This is a genomic window from Achromobacter kerstersii (genome assembly GCF_902859595.1).
GTDB classification, from domain to species: domain Bacteria; phylum Pseudomonadota; class Gammaproteobacteria; order Burkholderiales; family Burkholderiaceae_B; genus Achromobacter; species Achromobacter kerstersii.
This window is the reverse complement of record NZ_CADIJQ010000003.1, coordinates 397842-422340: the sequence shown is the minus strand read 5'-3', so window position 1 is coordinate 422340 and position 24499 is coordinate 397842. Positions and strand designations below refer to the sequence as shown.

Genomic DNA, 24499 nt, shown 5'->3' with positions numbered 1-24499 from the left:
ATGCGGGACCTCGCCCCGTTCCCGTTTTACCTGCCCTACAAATTTGTAGCTTTTAGAATGACCGAATTGGAAAGTCGCCACATCGACGAAATCGCGGCCTTGCTGGCGGTGGCCGCGGAACGTTCCTTCGCATCCGCAGGTCGATCACTGGGTCGGCATCCGACCATTATCTCCAAGCGAATCGCTTCGTTGGAAGTTCGCCTTGGCGTAAGGTTGGTGGAACGCTCCACCAGGCAAGTGCAGTTAACCGAGGCTGGGAAAAGGCTTGCCGACAAGCTCAAGGTTGCCATGGACCTGCTGAACGAAGCGCAGTTAGATGCGGCCGAACAAGCCAGCGAATTGCACGGCACCCTGAAAGTCGCTTTACCCGCGACGATGGGGCGTCAGTGGTTGGCGCCTCGCCTGCCCTCTTTCATGAACCAGCACCCGAAGCTTGTGCTTGACGCCCAATACAGCGACGCCGTCATCGACTTGATCGAGGGCGGCTTCGATGCGGCAATTCGGATCGGGCATTTGCCCGACAGCCAACTCGTCGCCAGAAAGCTGGCAAGCCATGAACGCATTCTTGCCGCCTCGCCTGAATTCATTGAGCGCCATGGCATGCCGAATCAGCCCTCCGATCTGCAAAAGCAAAACTGCCTCGGCAACCCCAGCCTGAACTCGTTTCCGATGTGGCGGCTTTCGGATGGACAGCGGGTAGAAACGGTGCGTGCCAACGGCACATTGCGCACCAACGACCCGATCGCGCTGCTTGAGGCCGCCCGGGCGGGCGTTGGGGTGATAGGCGCCGGAGAGTGGCTGGTGGCCCGTGACTTGGCGGCAGGTTCTTTGGTGCGAGTGCTTCCGGCATGGACGTTCGACAGGGAGGGAGGCATCTATCTGGTCCGTCCCTCGCGCCGCTATGCGCCAGCCAGGACCGAAGCGTTTGCCGAATGGATCACGGACCTTTTTCGCCATCTCCCCTGGTCCGGCGGCGCGCCAACGTAGTAACGCCGTTTTCCATCGCTGCATTCAGTGCAGCAATGACCTGCAATCAGCGGCTATGGCGGCGAGCCAGTCATTCGCGTGAAAATTTCTTTATTCACACCACACCAAGATAAAGGAAGACTTCATGCCTCACCTCTCAACCGCGCTGCGCACCGGTTCCCTGCTGTTTCTGTCCGGCCAATTGGCATTCGATGACAAGGGCGAGATTCACGGAGACGTGGCTGCCCAAACGTCCCTGATCCTGGCGCACCATGCCGCCGTTCTCACCAAACATGGGCTAGGGCTTGAAAACGTGGTGAAAGCAAACGCCTGGGTGACAGAAAAAGCGGACTTCGCCGCGTTCGACCAAGCCTTCGGCAAGTCATTTGGGCAGCACCGGCCGACCCGTTCGACGGTCGTATCCCAACTGGCGATCAATGGCGCAAAAGTCGAAATTGACCTGATTGCTTCCTTCGAACCCATACACGCTCAGGCCTGACGCCGTCAGCGCATGGCGCGAGGGTGGCGTGTGACACAAAGGATAAAAATGGACGTTGAGCACATCGCGGCATTCTCGGCCGCGTCCTCCGGCGGCAATCCCGCAGGCGTGGTCATTGGCGAATCGCTGCCCGCAGCGGACGAAATGCAACGTATCGCCCGGCAGGTCGGCTATTCGGAAACCGTCTTCGCCGCGCCGCAGGAAGACGGCTGGCGGGTGCGCTACTTTTCACCGCTTGTCGAGGTGGATTTTTGTGGCCATGCCACGATCGCACTTGGCGCGGCGTTGGCGAAGCGGCAGGGTTCGGGCACCTTCAGGCTTCAACTGAATCGGGCGACGATCACCGTTGATGGGCGCTACTCGCAGGCGGACTGGAGCGCGTCGTTTCGGTCGCCTGCCACCAAAAGTTGCGCCGTGCGGTCGGCGCTGCTTGAAGAAACCCTGCAGCTCTTCGCGCTGCGGGAAGAGGATCTTGACCGTCGGATACCGCCTGCGCTAGCGCATGCAGGGGCGGACCATTTGGTTCTGGCTTTGCAATCCCGCGACGCGCTACGCCAGATGGACTACGACATCGTCAAAGGCCAGGCCTTGGCCCAGCGTGAAAGCCTGACGACCTTTTGCCTGATCCATGCGGAACAGGACCAACATTTTCATGTGCGCAATCCGTTCCCATTGGGCGGGGTGTTCGAAGACCCGGCCACCGGCGCCGCCGCCGCCGCGCTGGGCGGCTATTTGCGCGATATGGGCTGGCCTCATCAGGGCAGCATCCGGATCGATCAAGGCGATGACATGGGTGTCCCCTGCCGCATTCGCGTCGACATCGGCCCGCAACGCGGCGAAGGCATCCAGGTTTCTGGCAATGCTCGGCTGATGACGCCACCTTGAATGCGGTGGCCAGCGTCGCAGACGCCTACCTGATCAAATTGATGTCTTGACGAAAGGCGGGCTACAGGAACCCGATCCATCTGCCCGCTACCAGGCAGCCGGTCCATAGCAGCAGCGAGAACGCGGCGTGGCAGCGCAGCGCGCTGGATGGGCGGCCTCCCTGTAATACTTGCCCCCATGCCCCGCCCCGGCGCACGAGCCAGGCGTTGATTGCGCCCGCGCCCAACAAGCCCATCTTCACGACAAATGCCGGGTTCTGCAGGTATTCCTGCGCCCGCACGGTGAACAGTATGGCGCCGGTCAGTATGGCCAGCGCAAGGCCAACCGCGGCCGTGCGCGCGAGCACAGGCGCCAGGAGCGCCAAGGAAGTGGGCTTGAGGACGCCGAGCAGCCGCAGGTCCAGCGGAACGATCGAACCGATCAACAAGCCGATGGCGCCGATATGGGCGGCGTTGACCAGAAGATAGAGGGTTCCGGACCGTCGCAGCCACAGCGCTGGCGGCAGGGCCGTAAGCTGTTCCAGGGCCAGCCGAAGCAGTTCGGGCATGGATAAAGGCTGTGGAATTCAGGGTTTCTTGATGCGGCTGGGATAGATGTCGTAGGTCTTGCCGCCCACCATGATCTGAACAGCCTTCATGCGCTTGTTGCCGGCGTCCTGGTCGCGGTTGCCAATGGCGGTGATGGCATCGCCCGGTTTGGCGGAATCCTCGACGAATCCCGCTTCCTTCGTCTGGGTGGGATTGCCCAGTTCGACCACCCAGACACCGTCATCGGCTCGCACCCTCAACGTCGGATGGGGAGGCGCGACCTGCACCTGCTCGACCGTGCCTTTCAAGGTCATCTGTTCGGATTCTGCCCATGACCAACCGTGATGCGCCATGGCCGCGGGGGCCACTGCCAACAACGCGGATAGCGCCAGCCCTGTCAACAACGCGCGTTTGGATAGCTTCATGTCGATGCTCCTAGGTTGCGGTTTGGCTGTCGCCATGGCCCGGCACTGCGGCGTGGCGACCAGTCAGCCAAGCATAGCAGCGGGACAGCGGTTCCTGAAGGCGTCCGAAACGCCGCAATGACCCGGATGCCCGCCCGCCCTAGGCCATCAGATACTGCGTCAACTTTTCCATCATGGCGTCGCACGCCTCCAGCTGCGACAGCTCGACGTACTCGTCGGCCTTGTGCGCCACTTCGATGCTGCCCGGTCCGCAGATCAGCACCGACGTCTGCGCCCACAGCTGCTGGAACAGCCCGCCCTCGGTGCCGAAAGCGGCTTTGACGCGTGGTGTGTCTGGCGGCAGCCACGAGGCCAGCAGCGCGACGGCCTCCGAGTCGTCTGCCGTGGACAGGCCGGGATACGTGTTGACGGTCGTGACCCGGGGCGGCTCGGCATCGGGCCGGGCGCCCGCGGCACGCATTTTCGTCCTGGTGAGCGCCAGCACCCGCTCAAGGATCTGATTCGGGTCATCCTGCGCGACGTTGCGGATCTCGAAATTGACTTCGCATTCCGCGGGCACGATGTTCAGCGCCGTGCCGCCCTTGATGGTGCCCGCATGCACGGTCGTGTACGGCACGTCATAGCCGGATTCGCGCGGGCCGTGTTCGGCCAGGTCGCGCTGCACGTCGCGCAGGGCGCTGATCAGATCGCTGGCCGTGTGGATGGCATTGACGAAATGCGGCGCCAGCCCGGAGTGGCCCGCCTGGCCGCAGCACAAGGCCCGGTAGGCCGCCTTGCCCTTGTTGCCGGTGCCAATCTTCATCAGCGTGGGCTCACCCACGACGCAGAGCAGCGGAGCCGGTTCCATATGTTCCAGCGCGCGCAGCATATGGCGCACGCCCACGCAGCCGATTTCCTCGTCGAACGACAGCGCCAGATGCAAGGGGCGCGCAAGCGGCTGGCGGGCCGCGCGGATCATGGCCATCACGGCGCAGGCGACGAAGCCCTTCATGTCCGCGCTGCCGCGCCCATAGATGCGCCCATCGCGCAGGGTTGCCTCGAAAGGCGGCGAGGTCCAGGGCTGGCCCGTCACGGGGACCACATCGGTGTGGCCCGACAGCAGGATGCCGGGCACATCCTGCGGGCCAACGGACGCGTACAGATTGCTCCGCGCAGCGTCCTGCGGGTCCGCCACCAGCGTGGACGCGATGCCGGCCTGCGCCAGCAGCTCCCGCACACGCTCGATGAGTTCGATGTTCGGCGTCAGCGTGACGGATGGGAACGCGAGCAATTCGCTCAATAGGTCGGGACTGTTGTCCGGAGTGGGTTTGCTCATGGCATGGGCCTGCAAGTAGGCGGAAGGCGCTCAGGCGCGCCGTCCGTTCATTTGTTTTTGGGAAGCACGGTTTTGGGAAGCACAGTTTTGGAAAGCACGTTTTCGGGAAGTACGTTTTCGGGAAGTACGTAAGGATCGAAGAAGCTGCCTTCGCTCATGCCGGGAATGTATTGATCCGAGATATAGGAGCGGCAGCGCTGCATGAACACCTCGGTCAGGCGCGACGGCTTCATCGGCTTGTAGGTCGTCAGGCCCAGCAGCATGGGGCGGTGTTCACCCACCAGGCGCAGCCGCACCAGCCGCTTGCCATCCAGCGCTTGGGTGGACTTCGGCCGCACGTTGAACAAGGCATAGCCGATCCCGTTGGCCACCATGGACCGCACCACTTCCTCGGAACGCGAACGCGCCACGATGTTCGGCTCCAGCCCGACCTTCGCGAACAGGGACATGAAGTAGTCACGGCTCAAAGGCAGGTCCAGCAGCACCATGGGCAGGCGGGCCAGCTCCTCCAGCGTCACCGCGATCTGCTGCGAAAGCGGATGCAGTTCGCTCACCACCACATGCGGCGGCAAACGCGCCAGCGCCTCGAACGATATCTCGTCGCCCAGCCTCAGGTCGTAGCTCAGCGCAACGTCGATCTCCAGCGTATGCAGCTTGTCGATCAGCAACTGCTGGTCGCCTTCGACCATGTGCAGCTCGACCTTGTCGAACGCACGCGCGAATCCAAAGATCACCTCGGGCGCGATCATGGCCGTAAGCGACTGGAAGCAGCCCACGCGCAAAGTGCCCTGGATGGTGTTGCTGGAGACGGACGCGATCTTGTAGAGGCGCGACGCGCGCTCGAGCAGGTCTTCGCATTCGCTCATGACCTGTTGGCCGAGCACCGTCAGGGCCAAGCCCTTGGACGGATGCCGGACGAATAACTGCACGTCCAGCTCGGTTTCAACATGTGCGATGGCGGCCGAAATCGACGGCGCCGAAATGTGGATCTGGCTGGATGCCGCGGCGATACTGCCATGCTTGGCGGTGGCGACGAAGTACTCCATCTGGCGCAGCGAAATGCGATTGAGCATAGTCCGAAGTGAGAAAACTGGAGCGGGCTGGAGGGAGGTGGCGTTCCGGCTGGCGGGCCGCCACCATGGCCCGGCGCCGGCATGCGCCGCACCGAGGAAAAAGTGTCCCACTATGCCCGGACAGCGGGCTGGACGCTCCTCGGGTTTTCTCGCACTCGGCGCCTGCCACCGCCTGTCACAGATTGCCGGGCACGCCGAAGCTTGGCGCGGCGCGCGGGTCCCGGGCGCGGGTAATGTAGTCCTGTATCTGCGGCTCGTAGATCTTCCAGGCCTCGTAAAGCGTCTCGACGGGGCATTGCTCCACCCAGTCCATGCGCAGGTCGACGATAGGCCAATCCAGCTCCGCCACCACCAGCAGGCCGGCCGAATGCACCGGCCCCTCTTCGCCGCCCGCCGCCTGCCCCGCCAGCAAGGCCTGCATCAGGCGTTCGGCCAGCGAACCCGGCGTCTTCTCGAACGCTGACAGCATGGCGGCGGGCACATCCAGCGACGCCAGCATATTGCCGGCGCACGCGGCGTGCTCAGCCTTTGCACTGGCCAGACGGCCCAGCGCGTTCGACCCGGTGAAGATGGCCGGCGCCTGCGTGGCGTCGATGGCCATCAGCTGCCGGTAGCTGATGAACGGACGTTCGGCCAGCGACTGTAGGGCGCGCTCGGGCGAATGGCCCTGGCTCATCGCGTCAAGGATGAGCGGCCCCAGGGCGGGGTCGGTGATGTTCTGGCTGACCGCCGCGCCCACACCTGCACGCGCCCGGACGCAACGCGCCGCGACCGCGGGCGACGACGATGAGACGGCCGCGCCGAATTGGCCGGTGGCCGGACAACGGGCAATGATCGAGAAAGTCATGACGGGGCCTCCTGTGGCGTCAATCCGGAATAACAGCAGTCGCGTCGATTTCCACCAGCCATTCGGGGCGCGCCAATGCCGACACCACGATACCGGTGGACACGGGGAACACGCCCTTGAGCCACTTGCCGACCACAAGATAGACCGCCTCGCGATAACGGGGATCAATGAGATAGATCGTGATCTTGCAGATGTCTTGCAGTTCGCCGCCAGCTTCCTTAAGCAGCATGTCGATGTTCTTCATCGCCTGCTCCGCCTGGCCCGAGGCATCGCCGATGCAGACGCTCTCGGACGTGTCCAGGTTCTGGCCGATCTGGCCGCGCAGAAAGACCGTGCTGCCGCGCGCGACGACGGCCTGGCACAGATCGTTGTCGAGTTTCTGTTCCGGGTAGGTTGCCTTGGTATTGAAGGTGCGTATGCGCTTGTGCTTCATGGCTCGACTCTTTATTAGGGTTTATCCGGGGCCTCTCGCGCCTGCCTGGCAAGCGGCGTCGCATAAGGCCGTGACCTGCCCGCTGATGGTCGGCCCAAGCCGGGCGGCCGCCTATTTGTTTTTTCCGGCGTCCCGTCTCGGAAATCCTGACGCGGGCGGCGCCTGCGGCGATGCGCCTTCGCCATGCATCGGGGCGCCTTGTCCGGCCATCAGGAAAATCTATTCATGCCAACGGAAAAGGCGACTTGGTCGCTCGGATCGCGTCTCTCATCATTGGTTTTCGCTAGCCGAAGCAACCTCTCTTTGCAGGGAAACCGGATGAACACCGCCTCAATGCCCCCACCCGCTGCCTATCCCCAATTCCGCTACGACGGCTCGGGCGACCTTGCCCGCATCGGGCTGATCTACATCGCCTCCAGTGTCGTGATGGAAGAAGAGATGTGGGCCATGTCCGCGCCGGGGGTTTCCACTCATACCGCACGCATCAAGCTGCCCAAGGTCACCGTGCAGGGCATCGAGGAAATGATGAACGCCCCAGAGCTGGAGCAGGCGGCGCGCCTGGCGGGCGCGGCCCCTATCGACGTGCTGCTGTTCGGCGGCACCAGCGCTTCGTTTCTGCACGGCACCGCCTACGACCAGGCGCTCATCCAGAAGCTGCGGCAATGGGTGCCGGGGCCGAAGATCACCACGGCGTCCACCGCCACGCTCGCGGCGTTGAAGAAGGTGAAGGCCGGCAAGGTTGCGCTGGCCACGCCTTATCTGCCCGAGATCCACGAACGCGCCATCCGCTTCCTGCAGGAAAACGGCCACGAGGTCGTCAGGAGCGCCTGCCTGGGCATCTCGGATGACCACGCGCTGGCCGAGGTCTCGCTTGAAAAGGTCTATGACCACGTGATGTCGGTCGACCACCCGGATGCCACAGCCATCTTCGTGTCGTGCACCAATTTCCGGACTGTCGGGGCCATCGAGGCGCTGGAACAGAAACTCGGCAAGCCGGTGATCTCGGCCATCCAGGCCTCGTTCTGGCACTGCCTGGATCTCACCGGCGCGGCAGGCGCCAAGCCCGGCTACGGGTCGCTGTTCAACGGCAACCTGAACAAGGCCGACACGATGTAAAGACGTCGTGTAAGCACTTCGCCACGGCGGAGAACCAATAAACAAGGGGAAAAAGATGCATCTGCACAAAACCATCACGGCGCTGACACTCGCAAGCGCCTCGTTATTCGTCCTGGCGCCGGCCCATGCCGAAAAGCTGGTGCTTGGCAACGAGGGAAGTTATCCCCCGTTCAGCATGGTCGATCCCTCGGGCCGCCTGACGGGCTTCGAACCCGACCTGGCGCGCGAGACATGCAAACGGATGAAGGTCGATTGCGAAATCGTCGTCATGGACTTCAAGGCCCTGATTCCCGCGCTGCTGCAGAAAAAACTGGATGCCGTGGTCAGCCAGACCAAGCCGCTGCCGGAGCGCAAGGAAAAGGTGCTGTTCGGCCGCCCGGTGCTGTTCAATCCGGACTCTTACGTGGTGCCGGAAGCGAAGAGCTACACCTTCACACCCGAAGGGCTAAAGGGCGCGCGCATCGGCCTGCAACGCGGTTCGGCGCAAGCCAAATACGTGTCCGAGACGTTCGGCAACGCGGTGCAGATCGTGTTCTACGACAACCCCGACCAGATCCGGCTTGACCTTGCCAACGGACGGCTGGACATGAGCCTGGGCCCCAAGATCAGCTGGACCAACGAGTTCCTGTCCAAGCCCCAGGGCAAAGGCTGGAAATTCGCGGGCGGCGACTTGTGGACCGGTGGCGGCGAAGCGGGCTCGAGCTGGATTGCCCGCAAGGACAGCGGCGAACTGCTCGGCCGCATGAACGCCACGCTGGAAACCATCATCAAGGACTGCACCTTCACCAAGCTGCGTAAACCCTACATGGACGTGGAGCTCCTGCCCGAGGAAGCGGCCTGCCGCTAGCCGCAGGCGCGCCCTGCCTGAGCCGCCCGGCACGGGGCCGGCGGACCAGGCGGCATGTTTCATACGCTTGCCAAGGTCTGTGCAAGGCGCCTTTCAATGTGAACAGGCTTTAGGAATACCTCATGCCTTCGATGGGTTTCGTGCAGCAACTCGCGACCGGCGCGATGATGACGATCCAGGTCGCCGTCTGCGCCTATCTGCTGGCGCTTGCGATCGGGACGTTCTTTGCCCTGATCACACTACGGCCAACGCTGCTGGCCAGAATCATCTGGCTTCCGTATGCGTCCATCTTCACGGGCGTGCCTTCGCTGCTGGTGGGCTTCCTGTTCTATTACGGCGGCTCGCAGATCGTCGCCGGCTTGCTCTCGCCGTTCGGCATTGGCCAGCGTATCGAGATCACGCCTTTCATGGCGGCGGTGGCGGCGCTGGGCATGGTGTACGGCGCCTACCTGGCCGACTTGATACGCAGCGCAATCCAGAACGTGCCCCACGGGCAGTTCGAAGCCGCGCGCGTGCTGCTGGTGCCGCGCAGCGCCATCTGGTTAAAGGTCATCCTGCCGCAGATGCTGCGCCTGGCCTTGCCCGGCATGACCAATATGTGGATCGTCGTGCTCAAGGACACGGCGCTAATTTCGTTGATCGGCCTGAAGGAAATCATGGCCTACGCCAAGCTCGCCTCTGGCGTCACCAAGGAGCCCTTCGTCTATTACATGCTGGCGGCGTGCTTCTTTCTCATGATGACCTGGCTGACCTACTTCGTGGCCCGCCGCGTTGAAACGTGGGCCGCGCGCGGCTTTCATCCCGTCGTGACCCAGGGAGCCTCTCATGCACTTTGATTTCCAGGTGGCCTGGGAGAGCCTGCCCAAACTGCTGGCCGGCGCCGGCACAACGTTCGCGGTGCTGCTGCCGGTGCTGGTCATCGGCCTCCTGTTGGCGCTGCCGGTTGCCCTGGCAAGCTTCCGGCCAGGCCCGCGCGCCCTCTTTGCCAGCAGCTACATCGGGTTTTTCCGCGGGGTGCCCAGCCTGGTGTTGCTGTATCTGATCTATAGCGGACTGCCGCAGTTCTCTTTCGTGCGCGACACCTTTCTGTGGAACATTTTTTCCAGCGCTTATGTCTGCGCCTGGCTGGGCCTGTCGATGACGCACTCGGGCTTCATGGCGGAGATCATCCGCGGCGGGCTGGCGGCAATTCCCAAGGGCACGATCGAAGCCGCGCAGACCCTGGGCCTGAAGCCCGCCCAAATCCTGTTCCGCTTGCGGCTCCCGCTGGTCGCGCGCTATGTGCTGCGCGCCTATCAGAATGAGTTGCTCATCATGGTGAAGAGCACGGCGGCCGTCAGCGCCATCACGCTGGTTGACCTGACCGCGGCCGCCAACACGGTGTTCGACTACACCTATGACCCGTTCACGCCGCTGATCACGGCGGCGGCCATCTACTGGTGCATCACCAACTGCATACGTCTTGGATTCTCGATCGCGGATCGCAGGTTGAACCGCTATCTCGTCAGAGTCTGAACCGTCCGGCCGACCGTCTATCAGAGCGCGAACCATCATGACTGCCATCCTGTCCAGCATCACGCCGCCGTTGTCCTCCGTTCGCGCTGACTGCGCGCCCGCGGTATCCATCTCGGGGTTGAACAAGTTCTACGGGTCGTTCCACGCCTTGCGCGATATTCACCTTGAGGTAGCCAGCGGCGAAATCGTCATCCTGTGCGGGCCTTCGGGGTCCGGGAAGTCGTCGCTGATCCGCTGCATCAACCATCTGGAACAGCATGATTCGGGCGATATCCACGTCAATGGCACCGCCCTGACCCGCAGCCCGGAAAGCGTGGAGCAGGTTCGGCGCCAGCTGGGCATGGTGTTCCAGAGCTTCAATCTCTTTCCGCACATGACGGTGCTGGAAAACTGCACCTTCGCGCTCAAGATCGCCTTGAAGACGCCGGCCAGCGAAGCCGAACAGACGGCACGGGAGTACCTCGCCAAGGTCAATGTGACCGAACAGGCCGGCAAGTATCCGATCCAGCTTTCCGGCGGGCAGCAGCAGCGCGTGGCCATCGCGCGCGCGCTCTGCCTGCGCCCGCGCATCATGCTCTTTGACGAGCCCACATCGGCGCTCGATCCGGAATCGGTGGGTTCCGTGCTGCGCATCATGGAAGACCTGGCCCAGACCGGCATCACCATGATCTGCGTCACCCACGAGATCGGCTTCGCCCGCCGGGTGGCCGACCGCTGTGTGTTCATGGAGCGCGGCGAGATCATCGAAACCGCGCCCACCGAACAGTTCTTTGCCTCGCCCAGAAACGAACGCCTGAAGAATTTCCTAGAGCAGGTTTTGTAGTTCACAACATAGACAAGGGGATGTCATGATCAAGAAACTCATTGGCGCGGGCATGCTTGCCGGCGCGGCCCTCACCGGCACGGCGCACGCGCAGGATGCCCTGGTGGTGAGCACCTGGGGCGGCAGCTTCCGGGACCTTATCGATGAGACCATCGGCAAGGAGTTCACGCGGCAGACAGGGGTGCCGGTGAAGTACATCACGGGCGGCACCATCGACCGCCTGAACAAGGCCAAGCTCGCCACCAAGCCGGAAAGCGACATCACGTTCACGACATCGCACATCGGCTGGCTCTACGTCAATGGCGGCCTGTACGAGAAGCTGGACCTGAGCAAAATTCCCAATTACTCGCACCTGGTCGATCGCGCCAAGATCAGCCCGTACCATATCGGCAGCTGGGCGTATGTGTACACCATCGGCTATCGCCCCGATCTGGTTCCCGCCGGCATCACCTTCAACAGCTGGAACGATCTTTGGAACCCGGCGCTGAAAGGCAAGCTGTCCGCGCCCGATTTCGACCCCAGCCATATCATCGACGTTTCGGCCTTGCTCTCGGGCGGCGACGCGAGCACCTGGGAAAAGGGCCAGGACAAACTCAAGGCCCTGAAACCCAACTTCAAGGCCTTCTACACCAACGATGCCAACAGCCAGCAACTGATCGCGGCCGGTGAGACGCCCGTGCAGATCGTGCTGTCCATGAACGCCTATTACATGATCGGCCAAGGCGTGCCGATCAAGGTGGCGATGCCCAAGGAAGGCGCGGTGCTGGGGGTGGACACCATGGGCATCATGAAAGGCACCGCCAAGTCCGACCTGGCGCACAAGTTCATGAACATCGCGCTGTCGCCAGACGTGCAGGCCAAGATCGTGGCCGCCAAGAAAGCCAGCCCCGTCATCGACGACGCCAAGGTCTCGCCCGAAGACGCCGCGCTGCCGGGCGTTTTCACGACCAAGCAGCAATGGGATACCCAGGCCATCGTCATCGATGACAAGCTGCGCGCCGAAAAGACCGCTGAATGGCGCAAGTGGTTTACCGAGAACATCATGAACTGATTGCCGATATCGCAGCCTCGCGGCCTTGCCGGCCGCGGCGCCGCCACGCTTTCACCCTATACGAAGGATGGGTCCAACATGGATGCGCGTTCCACCCTGAGAGGATGGCTGATATCCCCGGCCAGCTTCATCGCGCTATGCATCTGCGTCGCCATGGCGGCCGTGCTGCAGTACAGCTTGCGCACTTTCATTCCAGGGTCGCTGGATGTCGGCGGCCTGACGCTCTCGAACTTCTCGGGCATGGGCAAGCAGATTTACGTCGATGCCTTTGTGAACACCTTGCGCCTGAGCGTGGAAACCACGGTCTTCTCCTTGCTCGTCGCGTACCCATTGGCGTATGCCCTGGTCAGGGTGCGAAACCGCTACATCAAGTCTTTCATCCTGATCGTCTCCATCACACCGCTCTTTCTGGGTGAGATCGTGCGCACCTATTCGTGGATCATCGTGCTGGGCAGTACGGGTTTCATCAATTCGATGCTGCTCAAGCTAGGCGTGATCGATACGCCGCTTGCGTTGATGTTCAGTCATCTTGGCGTATTGGTGGCGCTGGTGCACGTTACCGTTCCGGTGGTCGTGCTGATGCTGGCCACCGCCATTTCCCACATCGACCGCGACTATGAGAAAGCCGCCGAAAGTCTGGGCGCGGGGCCGGTCCGCACGTTCCTGACCATCACGCTTCCGCTATCGATGCCGGGCATCCTGGCCAGCATCACGACTTCATTCGCCTGGACGTTCAGCGCCTTCGCCACGCCGCAAATGATTGGTGGAGGCCGCGTTCCAACGGTTTCCACATTGGTCTACCAGCTGGGATTCTCGTCCATGAACTTTCCCCTGGCGGCCAGCCTGAGCGTCATGGGCCTGGGCCTGACGGCGATCGCGCTGATGCTGCTTGGCCGCGTCACGCGCCGTCTCAAAGTCATTGGAGGACATTGACATGGGTCTTCGTAAATCCCTGCCCCTATGGCTGCGCATCGGCGCGCCCGTGCTGATCACGCTTATCCTGGCCTTCGTGCTGCTGCCCGTCGTGGTGGTGGTGCTGGCTTCCTTCAATGAAAAAGCCTTGCTCACGTTTCCGCCACAGGCCTGGTCCTGGCGGTGGTTCGAGCGTGTTTTCACCTACTCCGATTTCCGCGACGGCTTTCGCGCCAGCGTGGTCGTCACGTTCTGGTCGTCGTTGCTGGCGCTGGTCATCGGCACCGGCCTGGCCATTGCCGTCAAGCGCATGGCGTTTCCCGGCAAGAACATCCTGCAGGCGATTCTGCTCTCGCCGCTGGTGATCCCGCACTTCACGGTAGGACTGGGCTTGTTGATTCTGGTGGCGCAGCTGAACATTGATCGTGGCTACGGCATCGTGATCCTGTGCCACGTCATTCTTGTTTTGCCGTTCGTGTTGCGCAGCGTCTATGTCTCGATGGAGAACCTGGACGAGCGCCTGGAGCAAAGCGCCGCCAGCCTGGGAGCGTCGCCGGTTCGGGTCCTGTGCACCATCACCGTGCCCTTGCTCGCGCCCGGCTTGTTCGGCGGCTGGCTGTTCGCGGCCATCATGTCGTTCAGCGAATTCACCGCGTCGCTGTTCGTGACCACGCAGAGCACGCAGACCCTTCCCGTGACGATGTACAACTATGTGCGCGAGTTCGCCGACCCGACGCTCGCCGCGCTGTCGGTGGTGTATATCGTGGTGACGGCCAGCCTGCTGATCTTCGCGAACCGCTTCCTCGGGCTGGGCCGGATTCTCAATATCGAGGACAACCACTAGAGCCGGTCAACATGCCCTGGCCCGTGGGCCAGGGCGGCGCCGCTTAATAGCCGCGCGCGGCATCGACGCGATTGACGGGCGGCAAGCCTTGGCTGACACGCAGCACGTTGTCGGCGATCTGTCCGGCAGCGGATGCCGGAATGGCGACCGATGCCAGGTGAGGCGTGATCAGCACGTTTTCCATGGCCCAGAGCGGGTCGCCAGGCGGCAGAGGTTCACGCTCGAAGACGTCCAGCGTCGCGCCGCCCAGATGACCGCTACGCAGCAGGTCGGTCAGGGCGGCCTGGTCCACCAGCGCGCCCCGGGCCACATTGATCAGGGCCGCGCCACGCGGCAGGCGTTGCAGGCGTTCACGGTTCAACAGGCCGCGCGTTTGCGGCGTGAGCGGAAGCATCACCACCAGGATGTCGGCGCACGACAGCACGGTATCCAGCGACGCCATGCCGGCGTGGCATTCGATGCCTTCGATGTTGCGCGGGCTGCGCGACCAGCCAAGCACGTTCAGCCCCTGGCGGGACAGTTCGCGCGCCGCATAGGCGCCCAGTTCGCCCAGGCCCAGCACCGCCACCCGCACCGCCTCCGGCGAGCGCGGATGGCGATAGGCCCATTCGCCCCGCCGCTGCGCCGCTTCGAAATAAGGAATGTCACGCGCATAACGCAGGGCGGCAAACAGCACATAGCCCGCCATCATGCGCGCCATATTGGGATCGGTAATACGGGTGATGGGTACCTCGGCGGGCAGGTCTTCGCGGCCGACAATCGAATCCACCCCTGCGCCCAGATTCACGATAAGGCGCAGGTTTTTCATGCGGTTGAAGAAGCCCGACGGCGCCTTCCAGATCAGCGCGTAATGGATGTCGGCCGGATCGTGCGCGTCGTTGGCGTGCACCACACGCAAGTCCGGCAGGCACGCCTGCATGGCGTCGCGCCAGGCCGTGTAGTCGTCGAAATCGCTATAGAAGATCATTGCACCCGATACGGCGGGGCGGGAGGATGCGTGCATGGCCGGTCTGCCTCAGGCGCCGCGGTGGATCAGGCGGGACATGGCCTCGATGGCAAGCTCATAGCCATCGCCGCCCAGCCCCGCGATGACGCCATCCGCGGCCTTGGAAATATAGGAATGATGGCGGAACGCTTCCCGCCGCCAGATGTTGCTCATGTGGACTTCGATGATTCTGCCCGGAAAGGATAACAAGGCATCAAGGATGGGCACCGACGAATAGGTCAGGCCGGCCGCGTTGATGATGACGCCCTGCGCGGCGCCACGCGCTTCCTGAATCCAGTCGACCAACTGCCCTTCATGGTTGGACTGGACGAAGTTCAACTGGATGCCCAGCGAGGCCGCCTTGCTTTCGCAGCGCTGCTGCAACACGGGAAAACTGTCGGAGCCATAAGTCTTGTTGGCGTCCAGTCCGTAGAGATTGGCGTTCGGCCCGTTAAGAAACCAGACCGTGGAAGATGCAGGGGTGGCGCTTGGCGTCGTCATGGAGGCAGTCTCAGGCTTCGTGAGGAAGGGTCGCCTGCATGGCAGGCAAGTCGTTGAATACGGAGAACCACGCGGCGGCGCGCGGATGCGCCGTGCGCCAGTCCAATTCGGGAAAGCGGAAATCCAGATACCCCAAGGCGCAAGCGAGGGTCAGGTCACCGATGCTGGGATGCGTTCGCGGCAGATCGTCTGCCTGCGACTCGATGTCCGCCAGGCAGGCTTGGACTTTGACGAGCTGCGCCTCGCGCCATTGCGGCCACTGGATCTCGGCCGGCCGGGCCGTGTGCTCGTAGCGCGCCAGCAAGGCGGCATCCAGCAGGCCGTCGCCCAGGGCCTGCCGCGTCAACGCGACCCAGCGAGCCGGACCCGCCGGAAACAACTGCGTATCGCCGGCGGCCTCGGCCAGGTATTCGCAGATCACGCGGCTGTCGTAGAGCGCTCTGCCGTCCGGCAGGATCAGGGTGGGCACCTTGGCCAGCGGATTGTGGGCGGCGATGCGCGTGTCGCGGTTGACCGGATGCGCGGCGCTGGCCAGCCATTCAATCTGTTTGGCCTGGCCGGTCAAGTGCGCGCACACCATAACCTTGCGCACGAAGGGGGACGTCGGGGCATAGAGAAGTTTCAATCCGTTCTCCGTTTGTCAGGGTTTGAGGACCAGCTTGCCGAACACCTTGCCGCTTTCCAGCAACTGATGCGCGCGCACGGCGTCGGCCAGGGGCAGGCTTTGCGCCATCCTGGGCCGGACGCGGCCCGCGGCCACCAACGGCAGCACATGGCGCCTGAGCGCGACCGCCATCCGAGCCTTCTCGGCATCGGTTTGCGGACGCATGGTCGATGAGTGCAAGCTCAACTGCTTTTGCATCAGGGTCAGCAGTTCGATGTTGACGGCCGAACCCTGCAGAAAAGAAAGACTCACGTGGCGCCCGCCGAAGGCCAGCGCCTGCAGATTGCGCCGCACATAATCGCCGCCGACGATATCCAGCACGACGTCCACACCACGGCCTTGCGTGAACGCCGCGCAGGCTTCCACGAAATCCGTGTCATGAAAGCAGATCACCTCGTCGGCGCCGAGTTCGCGCAGGGCATCCAAGCGATCGCGTTCGCCGTCCGTGGCGATGACCCGCGCGCCGGCGGCATGCGCCATCTGGATGGCCAGCGTGCCGATGCCGCCTCCCCCGCCATGGATCAGGACGGTCTCGCCCATGCGCAGGCGGCCCAGTTCGAACAGGTTGTGCCAGACGGTGAACAGGCCTTCCGGCAGTGCGCTTGCCTGCGCGTCGTCCAGCGCCTTGGGCACTGCCAGGGAATGATCCACGCGCGCCACGCACCACGGCGCATAGCCGCCGCCCGCAAGCAGGCTCATGAGACGTTGCCCAAGCAAGGAATCCGGCACGCCGGGTCCGCACGCCGCGACCTCGCCGCAAGCTTCCAGCCCCAGCACGTCGGTCACGCCCGGCGCCGGCTTGCTCACGCCCTGGCGCTGCATGATGTCGGGCCGGTTGATGCCGGCCGAATGCACGCGCAACAACACTTCACCGGGACCCGGCGCCGGGACTGGCCTGCCGGCCAGCGTCAACACCGTGGCGTCGCCCGGCTCGCGGGCGATGATGGCTTGCATTTCAGCGGGGATTTGATTCATGGCACTGTGCCTCGCAGACGAATGGAAACTCGGCGGCTGCGCAGGCGCGGCCGCCAGGAAGGGGCATCGCGTGAAGCCGTATTCAGGACGGCGCGTTGAAGACACTGACCCCGTGGCCGGGCAAGGCAAGCCCCGCCACGGCGCCCACGGGCCATTCATGCAGGCAGTTCAGGTCGAAGGTGCGCACCATGACGTGCTGGCGCCCTTCCACAGGAATGTGCACATCCAGGTACAGATCCACGTGATCACCCTGGAACACGTGGTTGACGACCGTGCCGCTCAGGACCGATCCGCTATGCAGCGCTTCCAGCTTGATATGTTCAGGCCGGACATAAAGATCAAGCCGGTGGCCCTCGTGCGACCCGCCCACCAAGCGCTGGCGGGGGATATGCGTCAGCCCCGCGCCCAGGCGCAGCTGGATGGTTTCCGCGCTGGTGCCGTGATAGTGCGCGGGCAGGATGTTGACGTCGCCCAGGAACGATGCCACGAACGGGTCCTGCGGATTGCGGTATAGCTCGTCCGGCGTGGCGACTTGCCGGATCACGCCCTGGTTCATCACGGCGATGCGATCCGACATGCTGAGGGCTTCGCCCTGGTCATGCGTGACGAAGATCGTCGTCACGCCCAGCCTGCGCTGGATATCGCGGATTTCCACCTGCATGGCGCCGCGCAGGCTTTTGTCCAGCGCGGAAAATGGCTCGTCCAGCAACAAGACTTTAGGACGGATCACCAACGCCCGCGCCAGCGCCACGCGCTGCTGCTGGCCGCCGGACAGCTCGCGCGGCTTGCGCTCGCCCAATCCATCCAGCTTTACAAGCGCCATGGCTTCACGCACCCGCCGCTCGATCTCGGCGGCCGGCACGCGCCGCATCCGCAGGCCGTACGCGATATTGCGCTCTACGGTCATGTGCGGGAACAGCGCGTAGTTCTGGAACACGATGCCGATCTGGCGCTGATACGGCGGCAGCGCCGTGACGGGCGTGCCGTCGATGAAGATCTCGCCGTTGTCCGCGTCGGCAAATCCCGCGATCAGGTTCAGCAAGGTGGTCTTGCCGCAGCCCGACGGGCCCAGCAGCGTCAGGAACTCCCCGCGCTCGATCTTCAGGGACACCTGTTGAAGCACCGCGTGACCGCGATATTTCTTGACCACTCCCTCCAGGCTGACCGCGCTGGAGCTATCGGAGGAATAGGGACTATTCGGCATGGCTGCTGCACTCACTGAAGATCAGTTTCCCGGCGCGAGAATTCCGGGAAAAACAGGCGGTGGCCGCATGGCACGCAAGTGCTGCGGCGCCAGCGTTCTGGTGCAGTCAAGAATACGGTAAAGCCCTATTTCCAGTGCATTGCCGATGCTGATGGGGGCCATCGGAAAAAAGAAATCATGACGGCGCAAGCGCAATGGCGTGTGCCGACCGGGGCAAACCGACACCTTTGCTTTTTCCTAAGTCAGCCGTCCGAAAAACGAAGTTATCAAGTTGAGGCTTCGGGGTCACACTGCCTGCCAATCGGATCGTCGTGTCAGCCACGAGACGCACCAGGGTCTCGGTATTCCTTAGGATCTTCACATGTCAATTGAAAAAACCAACACGCTGGTGATCGGCGCCGGCCAGGCCGGCATCGCAATGAGCGAGCACCTCGGCGCGATGGGCGTTTCGCATATCGTGCTCGAACGCAAACGGATCGCCGAACGCTGGCGCTCCGAACGCTGGGACTCGCTGGTGGCCAACGGCCCCGCCTGGCACGACCGCTTTCCGGGTTTGAAGTTCGATGACGTCGGGCCTGATATCTTCCCGCCCAAGGAGCGCATGGCCCAGTACTTTGAAGACTACGCGAAGATGCTCAATGCGCCCGTGCGCACCGGCGTCGAAGTCCTGCGCGTGCAGCGCAACGACAAGCGCCCGGGCTTCACCGTCACCACCTCTGCGGGCACCATCGAAGCCCAGCACGTGGTCGCCGCAACCGGCCCCTTCCAGATCCCCACCTATCCGAAAATCGTGCCGGAAAGCGCCGGCATCCAGCAGCTTCATTCCTCGGCCTACAAAAACCCGGGGCAACTGGCCGACGGCGCCGTGCTCGTCGTCGGCGCGGGCGCCTCCGGCTCGCAGATCGCCGAAGAACTCCGCCAGGCCGGCCGCACCGTCTACCTGTCCGTGGGCGAACACTACCGGCCGCCCCGCTCCTACCGCGGACGCGACTACTGCTGGTGGCTGGGCGCGCTGGGCATGTGGGACGAAGTGAAGAAAAAGCCCAAGCGCGAGCACGTCGCCTTCGCCGTGAGCGGCTACGAGAACGGCAAGACTATCGACTTCCGGCGCCTTGCCCACGACGGCATCCAGTTGGTCGGCATCACGACGTCGTACGAAAACGGGGTGCTGCACTTCGCCGACAACCTTGGCCGCGATGTCGCCCAGGGCGATGCCGACTACTTCGAAGTTCTGCGCGAAGCCGACGCCTACATCGAGCAGAATGGCCTGGACCTTCCGCCCGAGCCGGATGCCTGGAAACTGCTGCCCGACCCGGAGTGCCTGACCTATCCCACCCTAAGCCTGAACCTGGCCGAGGCCGGCATCAAGACCATCCTGTGGGCAACCGGTTTCAAGGTCGACTTCAGCTGGATCGACGTCGACACGTTTGACCAAAACGGCTACCCCATCCACAAGCGCGGCATCTCCGCCGAAAAAGGAATCTACTTCCTCGGCCTGCCCAACCTCACCAACCGAAGTTCCTCGTTCATCTGGGGGGTTTGGCACGACGCCCGCTACATCGCCGACCATATTGGAATTCACCTGGACTACCTGGCGTACAAGAAGGAATGACGGAATCCGCAACAGGCGTGCTCCGGCACTGACGCAAAAAACCCGCACCCTGGATCAGGATGCGGGTTTTTTTTTGCAGATGCTCCGATGCTCCGGCTGACCCTGGAACATTGATCGTTGAAAAAAACCCACAGCAGACCCGATCCGCATTCTGGCCCCGTTGATTCCCATAACTCATTTCTATAGAATCAGCAATTCGGGCGTGTGCCCATTTCTTTTCGTCCACTCAACTCACCGTCAGGGAGGCTGCATGATGATTCACCCCATGCCGAACGCCGTCCCGCGCGTGTCCCCGCGACGCCACTAAGTCGTCGCCCGCGCGGACCCATCGCTAGACCGTTACCTAGCGACTGGTCCTCCGTGCTTGTTCCAAAAACCTGAACGCAGTCGCCTGTGCCCATTCGGCGCATGGCTTGTTATCCCTCTTTCATCACAAGGACATCCTGGCGTGTCTTGTGCCGCCAGGCCATTGTTATGGCTAGAAAAAAAATCGACTTTCGAGGACAGGCCTTTAAGGATGTTCTGGGCTTTACCTTTCGGCACTGGGGCCTGCAACCCTGGCGCACGCTTGTCATCGTGCTGCTGGCGCTGCTGTCGGCTGTGGCCGATATCCTGACGCCGATGTACGCCGGCAAACTGGTCGACGCCGTGGCCTCTGGCTCATCCGGCAACGAGCTGGCCTGGAGCGCCGCCATCACCGCCTTCTGGCTGCTGGTGGCGCTGGGCGTGGGCGGCACGCTGCTGCGCCAGGCCGTGTTCCAGAACATCATCACCTTCACGTTGAAGATGATGAACGGCATCGTGTCCAACGCGTTTCATCGCGTACAGCGCTTCTCCACGGACTGGCATGCCAACAGCTTCGCCGGTTCGACGGTGCGCAAGATCACGCGCGGCATGTGGGCCGTAGACATCCTGAACGACACGCTGCTGATTGCGCTGCTGCCATCCGTTGTGATGCTGGTGGGCGCCACCGCCTTGCTGGGTGCGCATTGGCCGCTGATGGGGCTGGTGGTGGGCCTGGGTTCGGTGTTGTACATCGCCGTTACCGCCGCGTTGTCGCTGGGGTTTGTCGCGCCCGCCGCGCGCCTGGGCAACGCGTGGGACACGCGCATGGGCGGCGCGCTGGCTGACGCCGTCAGCTGCAATGCGGTGGTCAAGGCCTTTGGCGCTGAAAACCGTGAAGAAGCGCGGCTGGATCGCGTGGTGAACAAGTGGCGCAACCGCACGCGCCGCACCTGGGTGCGCGCCACGTTGAACGGCGGCATTCAGGGCGGGATGCTGGTGGCGATGCAGGCCGCCATTCTGGGCGCATCGCTGCTGCTGTGGTCACGCAACCAGGCAACGGTGGGCGACATCACGTTCACGTTGACGATGTTCTTCGTGCTGCAAGGCTATCTGCGTGACGTGGGCATGCATATTCGCAACCTGCAACGCTCGGTCAACGACATGGAAGAACTGGTCGCGATGGAACGCCAGCCGCTGGGCGTGGCTGACCGCGCGGGCGCAGGCGCCATTCACGTCACCGCAGGCGAAATCCGTTTCGAGGACGTGACGTTCCGCTATGGCTCGCACAACACCGCGCTGTACGACAAATTCTCCGCGCGCATTGCGCCGGGCGAACGCGTCGGGCTGGTGGGGCATTCGGGCTCGGGCAAGACCACGTTCATCAAGCTGATTCAGCGCCTGTATGACGTGAACGACGGCCGCATCACCATCGACGGGCAGGACATCGCCCAGGTGAAGCAGGCATCGTTGCGCAGCCAGATCGCCATCGTGCAGCAGGACCCGGTGCTGTTTCACCGCACGCTGGCCGAGAACATCGCCTATGGCCGGCCCGGCGCCACACAAGCCGAGATCGAGCAGGCGGCGCGGCTGGCCAGCGCGCACGAGTTCATCATGTCGCTGCCCAAGGGTTACGACACGCTGGTGGGTGAACGCGGTGTGAAGCTGTCGGGCGGTGAACGCCAGCGCGTGGCGATTGCGCGGGCGTTCCTGGCGGACTCGCCCATCCTGATTCTGGACGAAGCCACGTCCAGCCTGGATAGCGAAAGCGAAGTGCTGATCCAGCAGGCCATGGACCGTCTGATGGTGGGCCGCACGACGCTGGTGGTGGCCCACCGGCTGTCCACCGTGCGCGCGTTGGACCGTCTGCTAGTGATGGACCGCGGCCGCATCATCGAAGAAGGCAGCCACGATGTGCTGGTCCGTTTGAAGGGCGGCCTGTATCGGCGCTTGTTCGAACGGCAGGCGCTGGAACTGACCAAGGGCATGACGGCAGCCGAGATGTTGCAAGACGGCGCCACGCCGCCTCCCGCTAAAGACGAAGACGTGGACGCCGGTGAGTTTGCGTTCGGTAAATAAGGGGTGGCAGATCTAAGGGGTGGCAGATCGCGGCCGGCAAATAGGTTTTGGCAAATAGGCTCTGCCAAAACCCGTTCGCCATACAGCGCCCGGCATCACGCCGGGCGCTGCGCCAACGTCAGGCGTAAGCCGAAGCCGATCAGCGCCGTGCCGAAGATCACGCTTTGCACTTTCTGAGCGCGGGGGCTGGCTGACATCCAGCGCCCCACTGCCCCGCCGGCCAACGCGCAGATCACGTCGAACGTCAGCCCCAGGCTGACCAGGATGACGCCCAGCACGGCAAATTGTTGTCCGATGGACCCGTGCGCAGGCGACACGAATTGCGGCAGCAGCACCGAGCAAAACAGCAAGGCCTTGGGGTTGAGCACGTTGGTCAGCACGCCGCTGAGCAACGCGCCGCCCAGCCCCTTGCCGCCCGCCGCCGGCTGGCCCGTCGCATCAAGCGCCACCGGCTTCGCGCGCAACAACTTCACCCCCAACCACACCAGATAGCAGCCGCCTACCGTGCGCGCAGCGTCGAAGGCCCAGGGATGGGTCTTGAACAGGGCCGCCAAACCCAGCGCCGCCAAGGTCACATGCGCGGCACGCGCAATCGCCAGCCCCACCGCGACCGCCAGCGCTTGCCCGCGCCCGCGCAGGACGCCGGTTTCCAGTAACAGGATCATGTCCGGCCCGGGCACCACGTACACAATCAGCAAGGCCCCAAGAAACAACGCCATATCGGCCATATCCGCGCTCCCACGCATGCTCTTCAAGGCGGTCATTCTAGGAAAATCGGGCTGGCATGTGCTTGCGATTCATGCCAATGGAATTATGATGATTGGCACATTCCACTAGCAGAAAAACACTTTTCCTAATTCCATGCCAAAACATGAACTGGACGCTTACGACCGCCGCATTCTGGAAGCATTGCAACAGAATGGCCGCCTGACCAATGTGGAGCTGGCCGAGCAGATTGGCTTGTCGCCCTCCCCCTGCCTGCGGCGCGTGCGCATGCTGGAAGAAGCGGGGGTGATTCAGGGATACGAAGCGCGGCTGGCGCCAGACGAAGTGGGTCTGGGCCTGACCGTGTTCGTCGGCGTGAAGGTGGAACGGCACCACGAACGCGACGCCGAACAGTTCCGCAAAGAGGTCAGCGCCCTGCCTGAAGTCATCGCGGCGCATCTGGTGTCGGGCGAGTCTGACTTTCTGCTGCAAGTGGTGGTGCCGGACCTGCGCGGCTACGAGCGCTTTCTGCTGGGCACGCTGTTGAAGCTGACCGGCGTGAAAGACATCCGCAGCAACTTCGCCATTCAGACGGTCAAGCGGCAAAGCCCGCTGCCGCTGGACCATCTGGGCAAGTAGCCCGCGCCGCACCTCGTGGCGGGTTACGGCATAGTCGCCGCCGCCCGGTCCACCAACGCCGCGCGGCGGTCAAAACGCGCCTGCGACATGGCCAGATAGCGCTCGACGATAGCGGGTTCAGACGTCGCGGGCGTGCCGCCCGGAAACGGCGGCTTCGGGTCGTACTCGATCTGCAACTGGATCAGCTTGGCGACGTCATCGCCGCACAGCGCCGCCACCACCTTCAAGCCCATGTCGATGCCTGACGTCACCCCGCCCGCGGTGTAGGTGTTGCCGTCCACGCACAAGCGTTCGTCGGTAGGAATCGCGCCAAAGCGCGACAGCAATTCGCGCGCACGCCAATGGCTGGACGCCCGCTTGCCGCGCAGCAGGCCGGCCGCGCCCAGCAGCAGAGAACCCGTGCAAATACCAAACAGATATTGCGCCGCCAGGCCTTGCTGCCGGGTGAACGCCACCCAATCGGCGTCAACGATGGCATCATCCGTGCCCGGCCCGCCCGGCACCACCAGCAGATCGCATTGCGTGGCGGATGCCAGCGTCTGAGTCGGCAAAAATTTCAGGCCGCGATCGCAACGTACCGGGTCCAGGCTTTTTGAGACAAAATCCACGGTAAACCCCGGCGCATTCGCCAGGACCTCGTAGGGGCCGGTCATATCCAGCTGGGTCAGCCCTTCGAACAAGAGAATATTCACATGCATGACGATGCTCCCTCAAGAACGCCAACGCCCAGCATAGGCGGACGCGCCCGGCCGCGTGTGCCAAAAAATGCAGAGAT

At 63.2% G+C, this 24499-nt stretch carries 27 protein-coding genes; 14 read left to right on the top strand and 13 right to left on the bottom strand.

The genetic code is table 11. The annotated features are described in order from the left end of the window. Nucleotides 1–57 precede the first annotated feature (57 nt). From HV765_RS13380 to HV765_RS13370, 3 genes are all read left to right on the top strand, one after another. On the top strand, nucleotides 58–987 hold the full coding sequence (locus tag HV765_RS13380) for a LysR family transcriptional regulator (RefSeq protein ID WP_175169955.1): 930 nt from the start codon (nucleotides 58–60) through the stop codon (nucleotides 985–987). A 124-nt stretch (nucleotides 988–1111) separates the two neighbouring features. Next, nucleotides 1112–1465, top strand: a complete 354-nt coding sequence (locus HV765_RS13375) for a RidA family protein (RefSeq protein ID WP_175169954.1) — start codon at nucleotides 1112–1114, stop codon at nucleotides 1463–1465. Between the two features lie 48 nt (nucleotides 1466–1513). Continuing rightward, a complete protein-coding gene (locus tag HV765_RS13370) occupies nucleotides 1514–2350 on the top strand; it encodes a PhzF family phenazine biosynthesis protein (RefSeq protein WP_175169953.1) in 837 nt (278 codons plus the stop codon). A 61-nt stretch (nucleotides 2351–2411) separates the two neighbouring features. Here HV765_RS13370 and HV765_RS13365 read toward each other — a convergent pair whose 3' ends face one another. The 6 genes from HV765_RS13365 to HV765_RS13340 all read right to left on the bottom strand — a co-directional run bounded on the left by HV765_RS13365 (nucleotide 2412) and on the right by HV765_RS13340 (nucleotide 6970). After that, nucleotides 2412–2897 carry a DUF6644 family protein gene (locus HV765_RS13365; RefSeq protein ID WP_175169952.1) on the bottom strand — a complete coding sequence of 162 codons (486 nt, stop codon included), beginning with the start codon at nucleotides 2895–2897 and terminating at the stop codon, nucleotides 2412–2414. 18 nt (nucleotides 2898–2915) lie between these two features. Continuing rightward, nucleotides 2916–3302 carry a DUF6152 family protein gene (locus tag HV765_RS13360; RefSeq protein ID WP_054426198.1) on the bottom strand — a complete coding sequence of 129 codons (387 nt, stop codon included), beginning with the start codon at nucleotides 3300–3302 and terminating at the stop codon, nucleotides 2916–2918. Between the two features lie 139 nt (nucleotides 3303–3441). Beyond that, complete coding sequence (gene argE / locus HV765_RS13355; RefSeq protein ID WP_175169951.1) at nucleotides 3442–4617, bottom strand: acetylornithine deacetylase; 1176 nt, start codon at nucleotides 4615–4617, stop codon at nucleotides 3442–3444. Nucleotides 4618–4664: 47 nt separating this feature from the next. Next, complete coding sequence (locus tag HV765_RS13350) at nucleotides 4665–5690, bottom strand: LysR substrate-binding domain-containing protein (protein ID WP_245636413.1); 1026 nt, start codon at nucleotides 5688–5690, stop codon at nucleotides 4665–4667. A gap of 175 nt (nucleotides 5691–5865) precedes the next feature. Then, nucleotides 5866–6537, bottom strand: a complete 672-nt coding sequence (locus HV765_RS13345; RefSeq protein ID WP_175169950.1) for a DUF1028 domain-containing protein — start codon at nucleotides 6535–6537, stop codon at nucleotides 5866–5868. A 19-nt stretch (nucleotides 6538–6556) separates the two neighbouring features. Further along, nucleotides 6557–6970 (bottom strand): RidA family protein, encoded by a 414-nt coding sequence (locus HV765_RS13340; RefSeq protein ID WP_054426203.1) that lies wholly within the window; start codon nucleotides 6968–6970, stop codon nucleotides 6557–6559. A 318-nt stretch (nucleotides 6971–7288) separates the two neighbouring features. Between HV765_RS13340 and HV765_RS13335 the strand changes: the two genes are divergently transcribed. From HV765_RS13335 to HV765_RS13300, 8 genes are all read left to right on the top strand, one after another. Next, nucleotides 7289–8086, top strand: a complete 798-nt coding sequence (locus tag HV765_RS13335; protein ID WP_175169949.1) for a maleate cis-trans isomerase family protein — start codon at nucleotides 7289–7291, stop codon at nucleotides 8084–8086. Nucleotides 8087–8141: 55 nt separating this feature from the next. Continuing rightward, nucleotides 8142–8933 (top strand): transporter substrate-binding domain-containing protein, encoded by a 792-nt coding sequence (locus HV765_RS13330; protein WP_175169948.1) that lies wholly within the window; start codon nucleotides 8142–8144, stop codon nucleotides 8931–8933. Between the two features lie 122 nt (nucleotides 8934–9055). Then, nucleotides 9056–9769: an ABC transporter permease gene (locus HV765_RS13325; protein WP_054426207.1), complete on the top strand. Its 714-nt coding sequence runs from the start codon at nucleotides 9056–9058 to the stop codon at nucleotides 9767–9769. Beyond that, a complete protein-coding gene (locus HV765_RS13320; RefSeq protein ID WP_054426209.1) occupies nucleotides 9759–10448 on the top strand; it encodes an ABC transporter permease in 690 nt (229 codons plus the stop codon). The genes HV765_RS13325 and HV765_RS13320 overlap by 11 nt, the downstream gene beginning before the upstream one ends. A gap of 37 nt (nucleotides 10449–10485) precedes the next feature. Then, nucleotides 10486–11271, top strand: coding sequence for an amino acid ABC transporter ATP-binding protein (locus tag HV765_RS13315; protein ID WP_054426211.1), 786 nt, complete (start codon nucleotides 10486–10488; stop codon nucleotides 11269–11271). A 25-nt stretch (nucleotides 11272–11296) separates the two neighbouring features. After that, on the top strand, nucleotides 11297–12322 hold the full coding sequence (locus HV765_RS13310) for an ABC transporter substrate-binding protein (RefSeq protein WP_054426213.1): 1026 nt from the start codon (nucleotides 11297–11299) through the stop codon (nucleotides 12320–12322). 78 nt (nucleotides 12323–12400) lie between these two features. Then, nucleotides 12401–13255 carry an ABC transporter permease gene (locus HV765_RS13305; RefSeq protein WP_175169947.1) on the top strand — a complete coding sequence of 285 codons (855 nt, stop codon included), beginning with the start codon at nucleotides 12401–12403 and terminating at the stop codon, nucleotides 13253–13255. Between the two features lies 1 nt (nucleotide 13256). Further along, nucleotides 13257–14078, top strand: a complete 822-nt coding sequence (locus tag HV765_RS13300; protein WP_054426215.1) for an ABC transporter permease — start codon at nucleotides 13257–13259, stop codon at nucleotides 14076–14078. A gap of 43 nt (nucleotides 14079–14121) precedes the next feature. Here HV765_RS13300 and HV765_RS13295 read toward each other — a convergent pair whose 3' ends face one another. From HV765_RS13295 to HV765_RS13275, 5 genes are all read right to left on the bottom strand, one after another. Beyond that, on the bottom strand, nucleotides 14122–15081 hold the full coding sequence (locus HV765_RS13295) for a 2-hydroxyacid dehydrogenase (RefSeq protein WP_054426217.1): 960 nt from the start codon (nucleotides 15079–15081) through the stop codon (nucleotides 14122–14124). A gap of 12 nt (nucleotides 15082–15093) precedes the next feature. Further along, on the bottom strand, nucleotides 15094–15564 hold the full coding sequence (locus tag HV765_RS13290; protein WP_175169946.1) for a type II 3-dehydroquinate dehydratase: 471 nt from the start codon (nucleotides 15562–15564) through the stop codon (nucleotides 15094–15096). Between the two features lie 10 nt (nucleotides 15565–15574). Further along, entirely contained in the window at nucleotides 15575–16189 is a 615-nt protein-coding gene (locus HV765_RS13285) for a glutathione S-transferase (protein ID WP_175169945.1), read from the bottom strand. A gap of 15 nt (nucleotides 16190–16204) precedes the next feature. Beyond that, nucleotides 16205–17203 carry an NAD(P)H-quinone oxidoreductase gene (locus HV765_RS13280; protein ID WP_054426223.1) on the bottom strand — a complete coding sequence of 333 codons (999 nt, stop codon included), beginning with the start codon at nucleotides 17201–17203 and terminating at the stop codon, nucleotides 16205–16207. Nucleotides 17204–17285: 82 nt separating this feature from the next. Beyond that, nucleotides 17286–18407, bottom strand: coding sequence for an ABC transporter ATP-binding protein (locus HV765_RS13275; RefSeq protein WP_175169944.1), 1122 nt, complete (start codon nucleotides 18405–18407; stop codon nucleotides 17286–17288). Nucleotides 18408–18768: 361 nt separating this feature from the next. On the opposite strand from HV765_RS13275, the gene HV765_RS13270 reads away from it, so the two are divergent. Continuing rightward, nucleotides 18769–20019 (top strand): flavin-containing monooxygenase, encoded by a 1251-nt coding sequence (locus HV765_RS13270; RefSeq protein WP_175169943.1) that lies wholly within the window; start codon nucleotides 18769–18771, stop codon nucleotides 20017–20019. Nucleotides 20020–20493: 474 nt separating this feature from the next. Continuing rightward, complete coding sequence (locus tag HV765_RS13265; protein ID WP_175169942.1) at nucleotides 20494–22380, top strand: ABC transporter ATP-binding protein; 1887 nt, start codon at nucleotides 20494–20496, stop codon at nucleotides 22378–22380. A 95-nt stretch (nucleotides 22381–22475) separates the two neighbouring features. Here the strand turns inward: HV765_RS13265 and HV765_RS13260 are convergent, their stop codons facing one another. After that, complete coding sequence (locus tag HV765_RS13260; protein WP_245636414.1) at nucleotides 22476–23099, bottom strand: LysE family translocator; 624 nt, start codon at nucleotides 23097–23099, stop codon at nucleotides 22476–22478. Nucleotides 23100–23241: 142 nt separating this feature from the next. On the opposite strand from HV765_RS13260, the gene HV765_RS13255 reads away from it, so the two are divergent. Then, nucleotides 23242–23724, top strand: a complete 483-nt coding sequence (locus HV765_RS13255; protein ID WP_175169941.1) for an Lrp/AsnC family transcriptional regulator — start codon at nucleotides 23242–23244, stop codon at nucleotides 23722–23724. Between the two features lie 23 nt (nucleotides 23725–23747). On the opposite strand, the gene HV765_RS13250 is transcribed toward HV765_RS13255, so the two are convergent. Further along, entirely contained in the window at nucleotides 23748–24422 is a 675-nt protein-coding gene (locus HV765_RS13250; protein WP_175169940.1) for a DJ-1/PfpI family protein, read from the bottom strand. Nucleotides 24423–24499 lie beyond the last annotated feature (77 nt).

What these genes read in the sequence shown, in the direction of transcription:
- HV765_RS13350 (WP_245636413.1), bottom strand. Translation starts at nt 5,690, where the DNA reads ATGCTCAATCGCATTTCGCTGCGCCAGATGGAGTACTTCGTCGCCACC.
- HV765_RS13305 (WP_175169947.1), top strand. Translation starts at nt 12,401, where the DNA reads ATGGATGCGCGTTCCACCCTGAGAGGATGGCTGATATCCCCGGCCAGC.
- HV765_RS13375 (WP_175169954.1), top strand. Translation starts at nt 1,112, where the DNA reads ATGCCTCACCTCTCAACCGCGCTGCGCACCGGTTCCCTGCTGTTTCTG.
- HV765_RS13310 (WP_054426213.1), top strand. Translation starts at nt 11,297, where the DNA reads ATGATCAAGAAACTCATTGGCGCGGGCATGCTTGCCGGCGCGGCCCTC.
- HV765_RS13325 (WP_054426207.1), top strand. Translation starts at nt 9,056, where the DNA reads ATGCCTTCGATGGGTTTCGTGCAGCAACTCGCGACCGGCGCGATGATG.
- HV765_RS13265 (WP_175169942.1), top strand. Translation starts at nt 20,494, where the DNA reads ATGGCTAGAAAAAAAATCGACTTTCGAGGACAGGCCTTTAAGGATGTT.
- HV765_RS13290 (WP_175169946.1), bottom strand. Translation starts at nt 15,564, where the DNA reads ATGACGACGCCAAGCGCCACCCCTGCATCTTCCACGGTCTGGTTTCTT.
- HV765_RS13335 (WP_175169949.1), top strand. Translation starts at nt 7,289, where the DNA reads ATGAACACCGCCTCAATGCCCCCACCCGCTGCCTATCCCCAATTCCGC.
- HV765_RS13280 (WP_054426223.1), bottom strand. Translation starts at nt 17,203, where the DNA reads ATGAATCAAATCCCCGCTGAAATGCAAGCCATCATCGCCCGCGAGCCG.
- HV765_RS13315 (WP_054426211.1), top strand. Translation starts at nt 10,486, where the DNA reads ATGACTGCCATCCTGTCCAGCATCACGCCGCCGTTGTCCTCCGTTCGC.
- HV765_RS13345 (WP_175169950.1), bottom strand. Translation starts at nt 6,537, where the DNA reads ATGACTTTCTCGATCATTGCCCGTTGTCCGGCCACCGGCCAATTCGGC.
- HV765_RS13320 (WP_054426209.1), top strand. Translation starts at nt 9,759, where the DNA reads ATGCACTTTGATTTCCAGGTGGCCTGGGAGAGCCTGCCCAAACTGCTG.
- HV765_RS13380 (WP_175169955.1), top strand. Translation starts at nt 58, where the DNA reads ATGACCGAATTGGAAAGTCGCCACATCGACGAAATCGCGGCCTTGCTG.
- HV765_RS13295 (WP_054426217.1), bottom strand. Translation starts at nt 15,081, where the DNA reads ATGCACGCATCCTCCCGCCCCGCCGTATCGGGTGCAATGATCTTCTAT.
- HV765_RS13300 (WP_054426215.1), top strand. Translation starts at nt 13,257, where the DNA reads ATGGGTCTTCGTAAATCCCTGCCCCTATGGCTGCGCATCGGCGCGCCC.
- HV765_RS13275 (WP_175169944.1), bottom strand. Translation starts at nt 18,407, where the DNA reads ATGCCGAATAGTCCCTATTCCTCCGATAGCTCCAGCGCGGTCAGCCTG.
- HV765_RS13370 (WP_175169953.1), top strand. Translation starts at nt 1,514, where the DNA reads ATGGACGTTGAGCACATCGCGGCATTCTCGGCCGCGTCCTCCGGCGGC.
- HV765_RS13340 (WP_054426203.1), bottom strand. Translation starts at nt 6,970, where the DNA reads ATGAAGCACAAGCGCATACGCACCTTCAATACCAAGGCAACCTACCCG.
- argE (WP_175169951.1), bottom strand. Translation starts at nt 4,617, where the DNA reads ATGAGCAAACCCACTCCGGACAACAGTCCCGACCTATTGAGCGAATTG.
- HV765_RS13270 (WP_175169943.1), top strand. Translation starts at nt 18,769, where the DNA reads ATGTCAATTGAAAAAACCAACACGCTGGTGATCGGCGCCGGCCAGGCC.
- HV765_RS13250 (WP_175169940.1), bottom strand. Translation starts at nt 24,422, where the DNA reads ATGCATGTGAATATTCTCTTGTTCGAAGGGCTGACCCAGCTGGATATG.
- HV765_RS13365 (WP_175169952.1), bottom strand. Translation starts at nt 2,897, where the DNA reads ATGCCCGAACTGCTTCGGCTGGCCCTGGAACAGCTTACGGCCCTGCCG.
- HV765_RS13360 (WP_054426198.1), bottom strand. Translation starts at nt 3,302, where the DNA reads ATGAAGCTATCCAAACGCGCGTTGTTGACAGGGCTGGCGCTATCCGCG.
- HV765_RS13330 (WP_175169948.1), top strand. Translation starts at nt 8,142, where the DNA reads ATGCATCTGCACAAAACCATCACGGCGCTGACACTCGCAAGCGCCTCG.
- HV765_RS13255 (WP_175169941.1), top strand. Translation starts at nt 23,242, where the DNA reads ATGCCAAAACATGAACTGGACGCTTACGACCGCCGCATTCTGGAAGCA.
- HV765_RS13260 (WP_245636414.1), bottom strand. Translation starts at nt 23,099, where the DNA reads ATGGCGTTGTTTCTTGGGGCCTTGCTGATTGTGTACGTGGTGCCCGGG.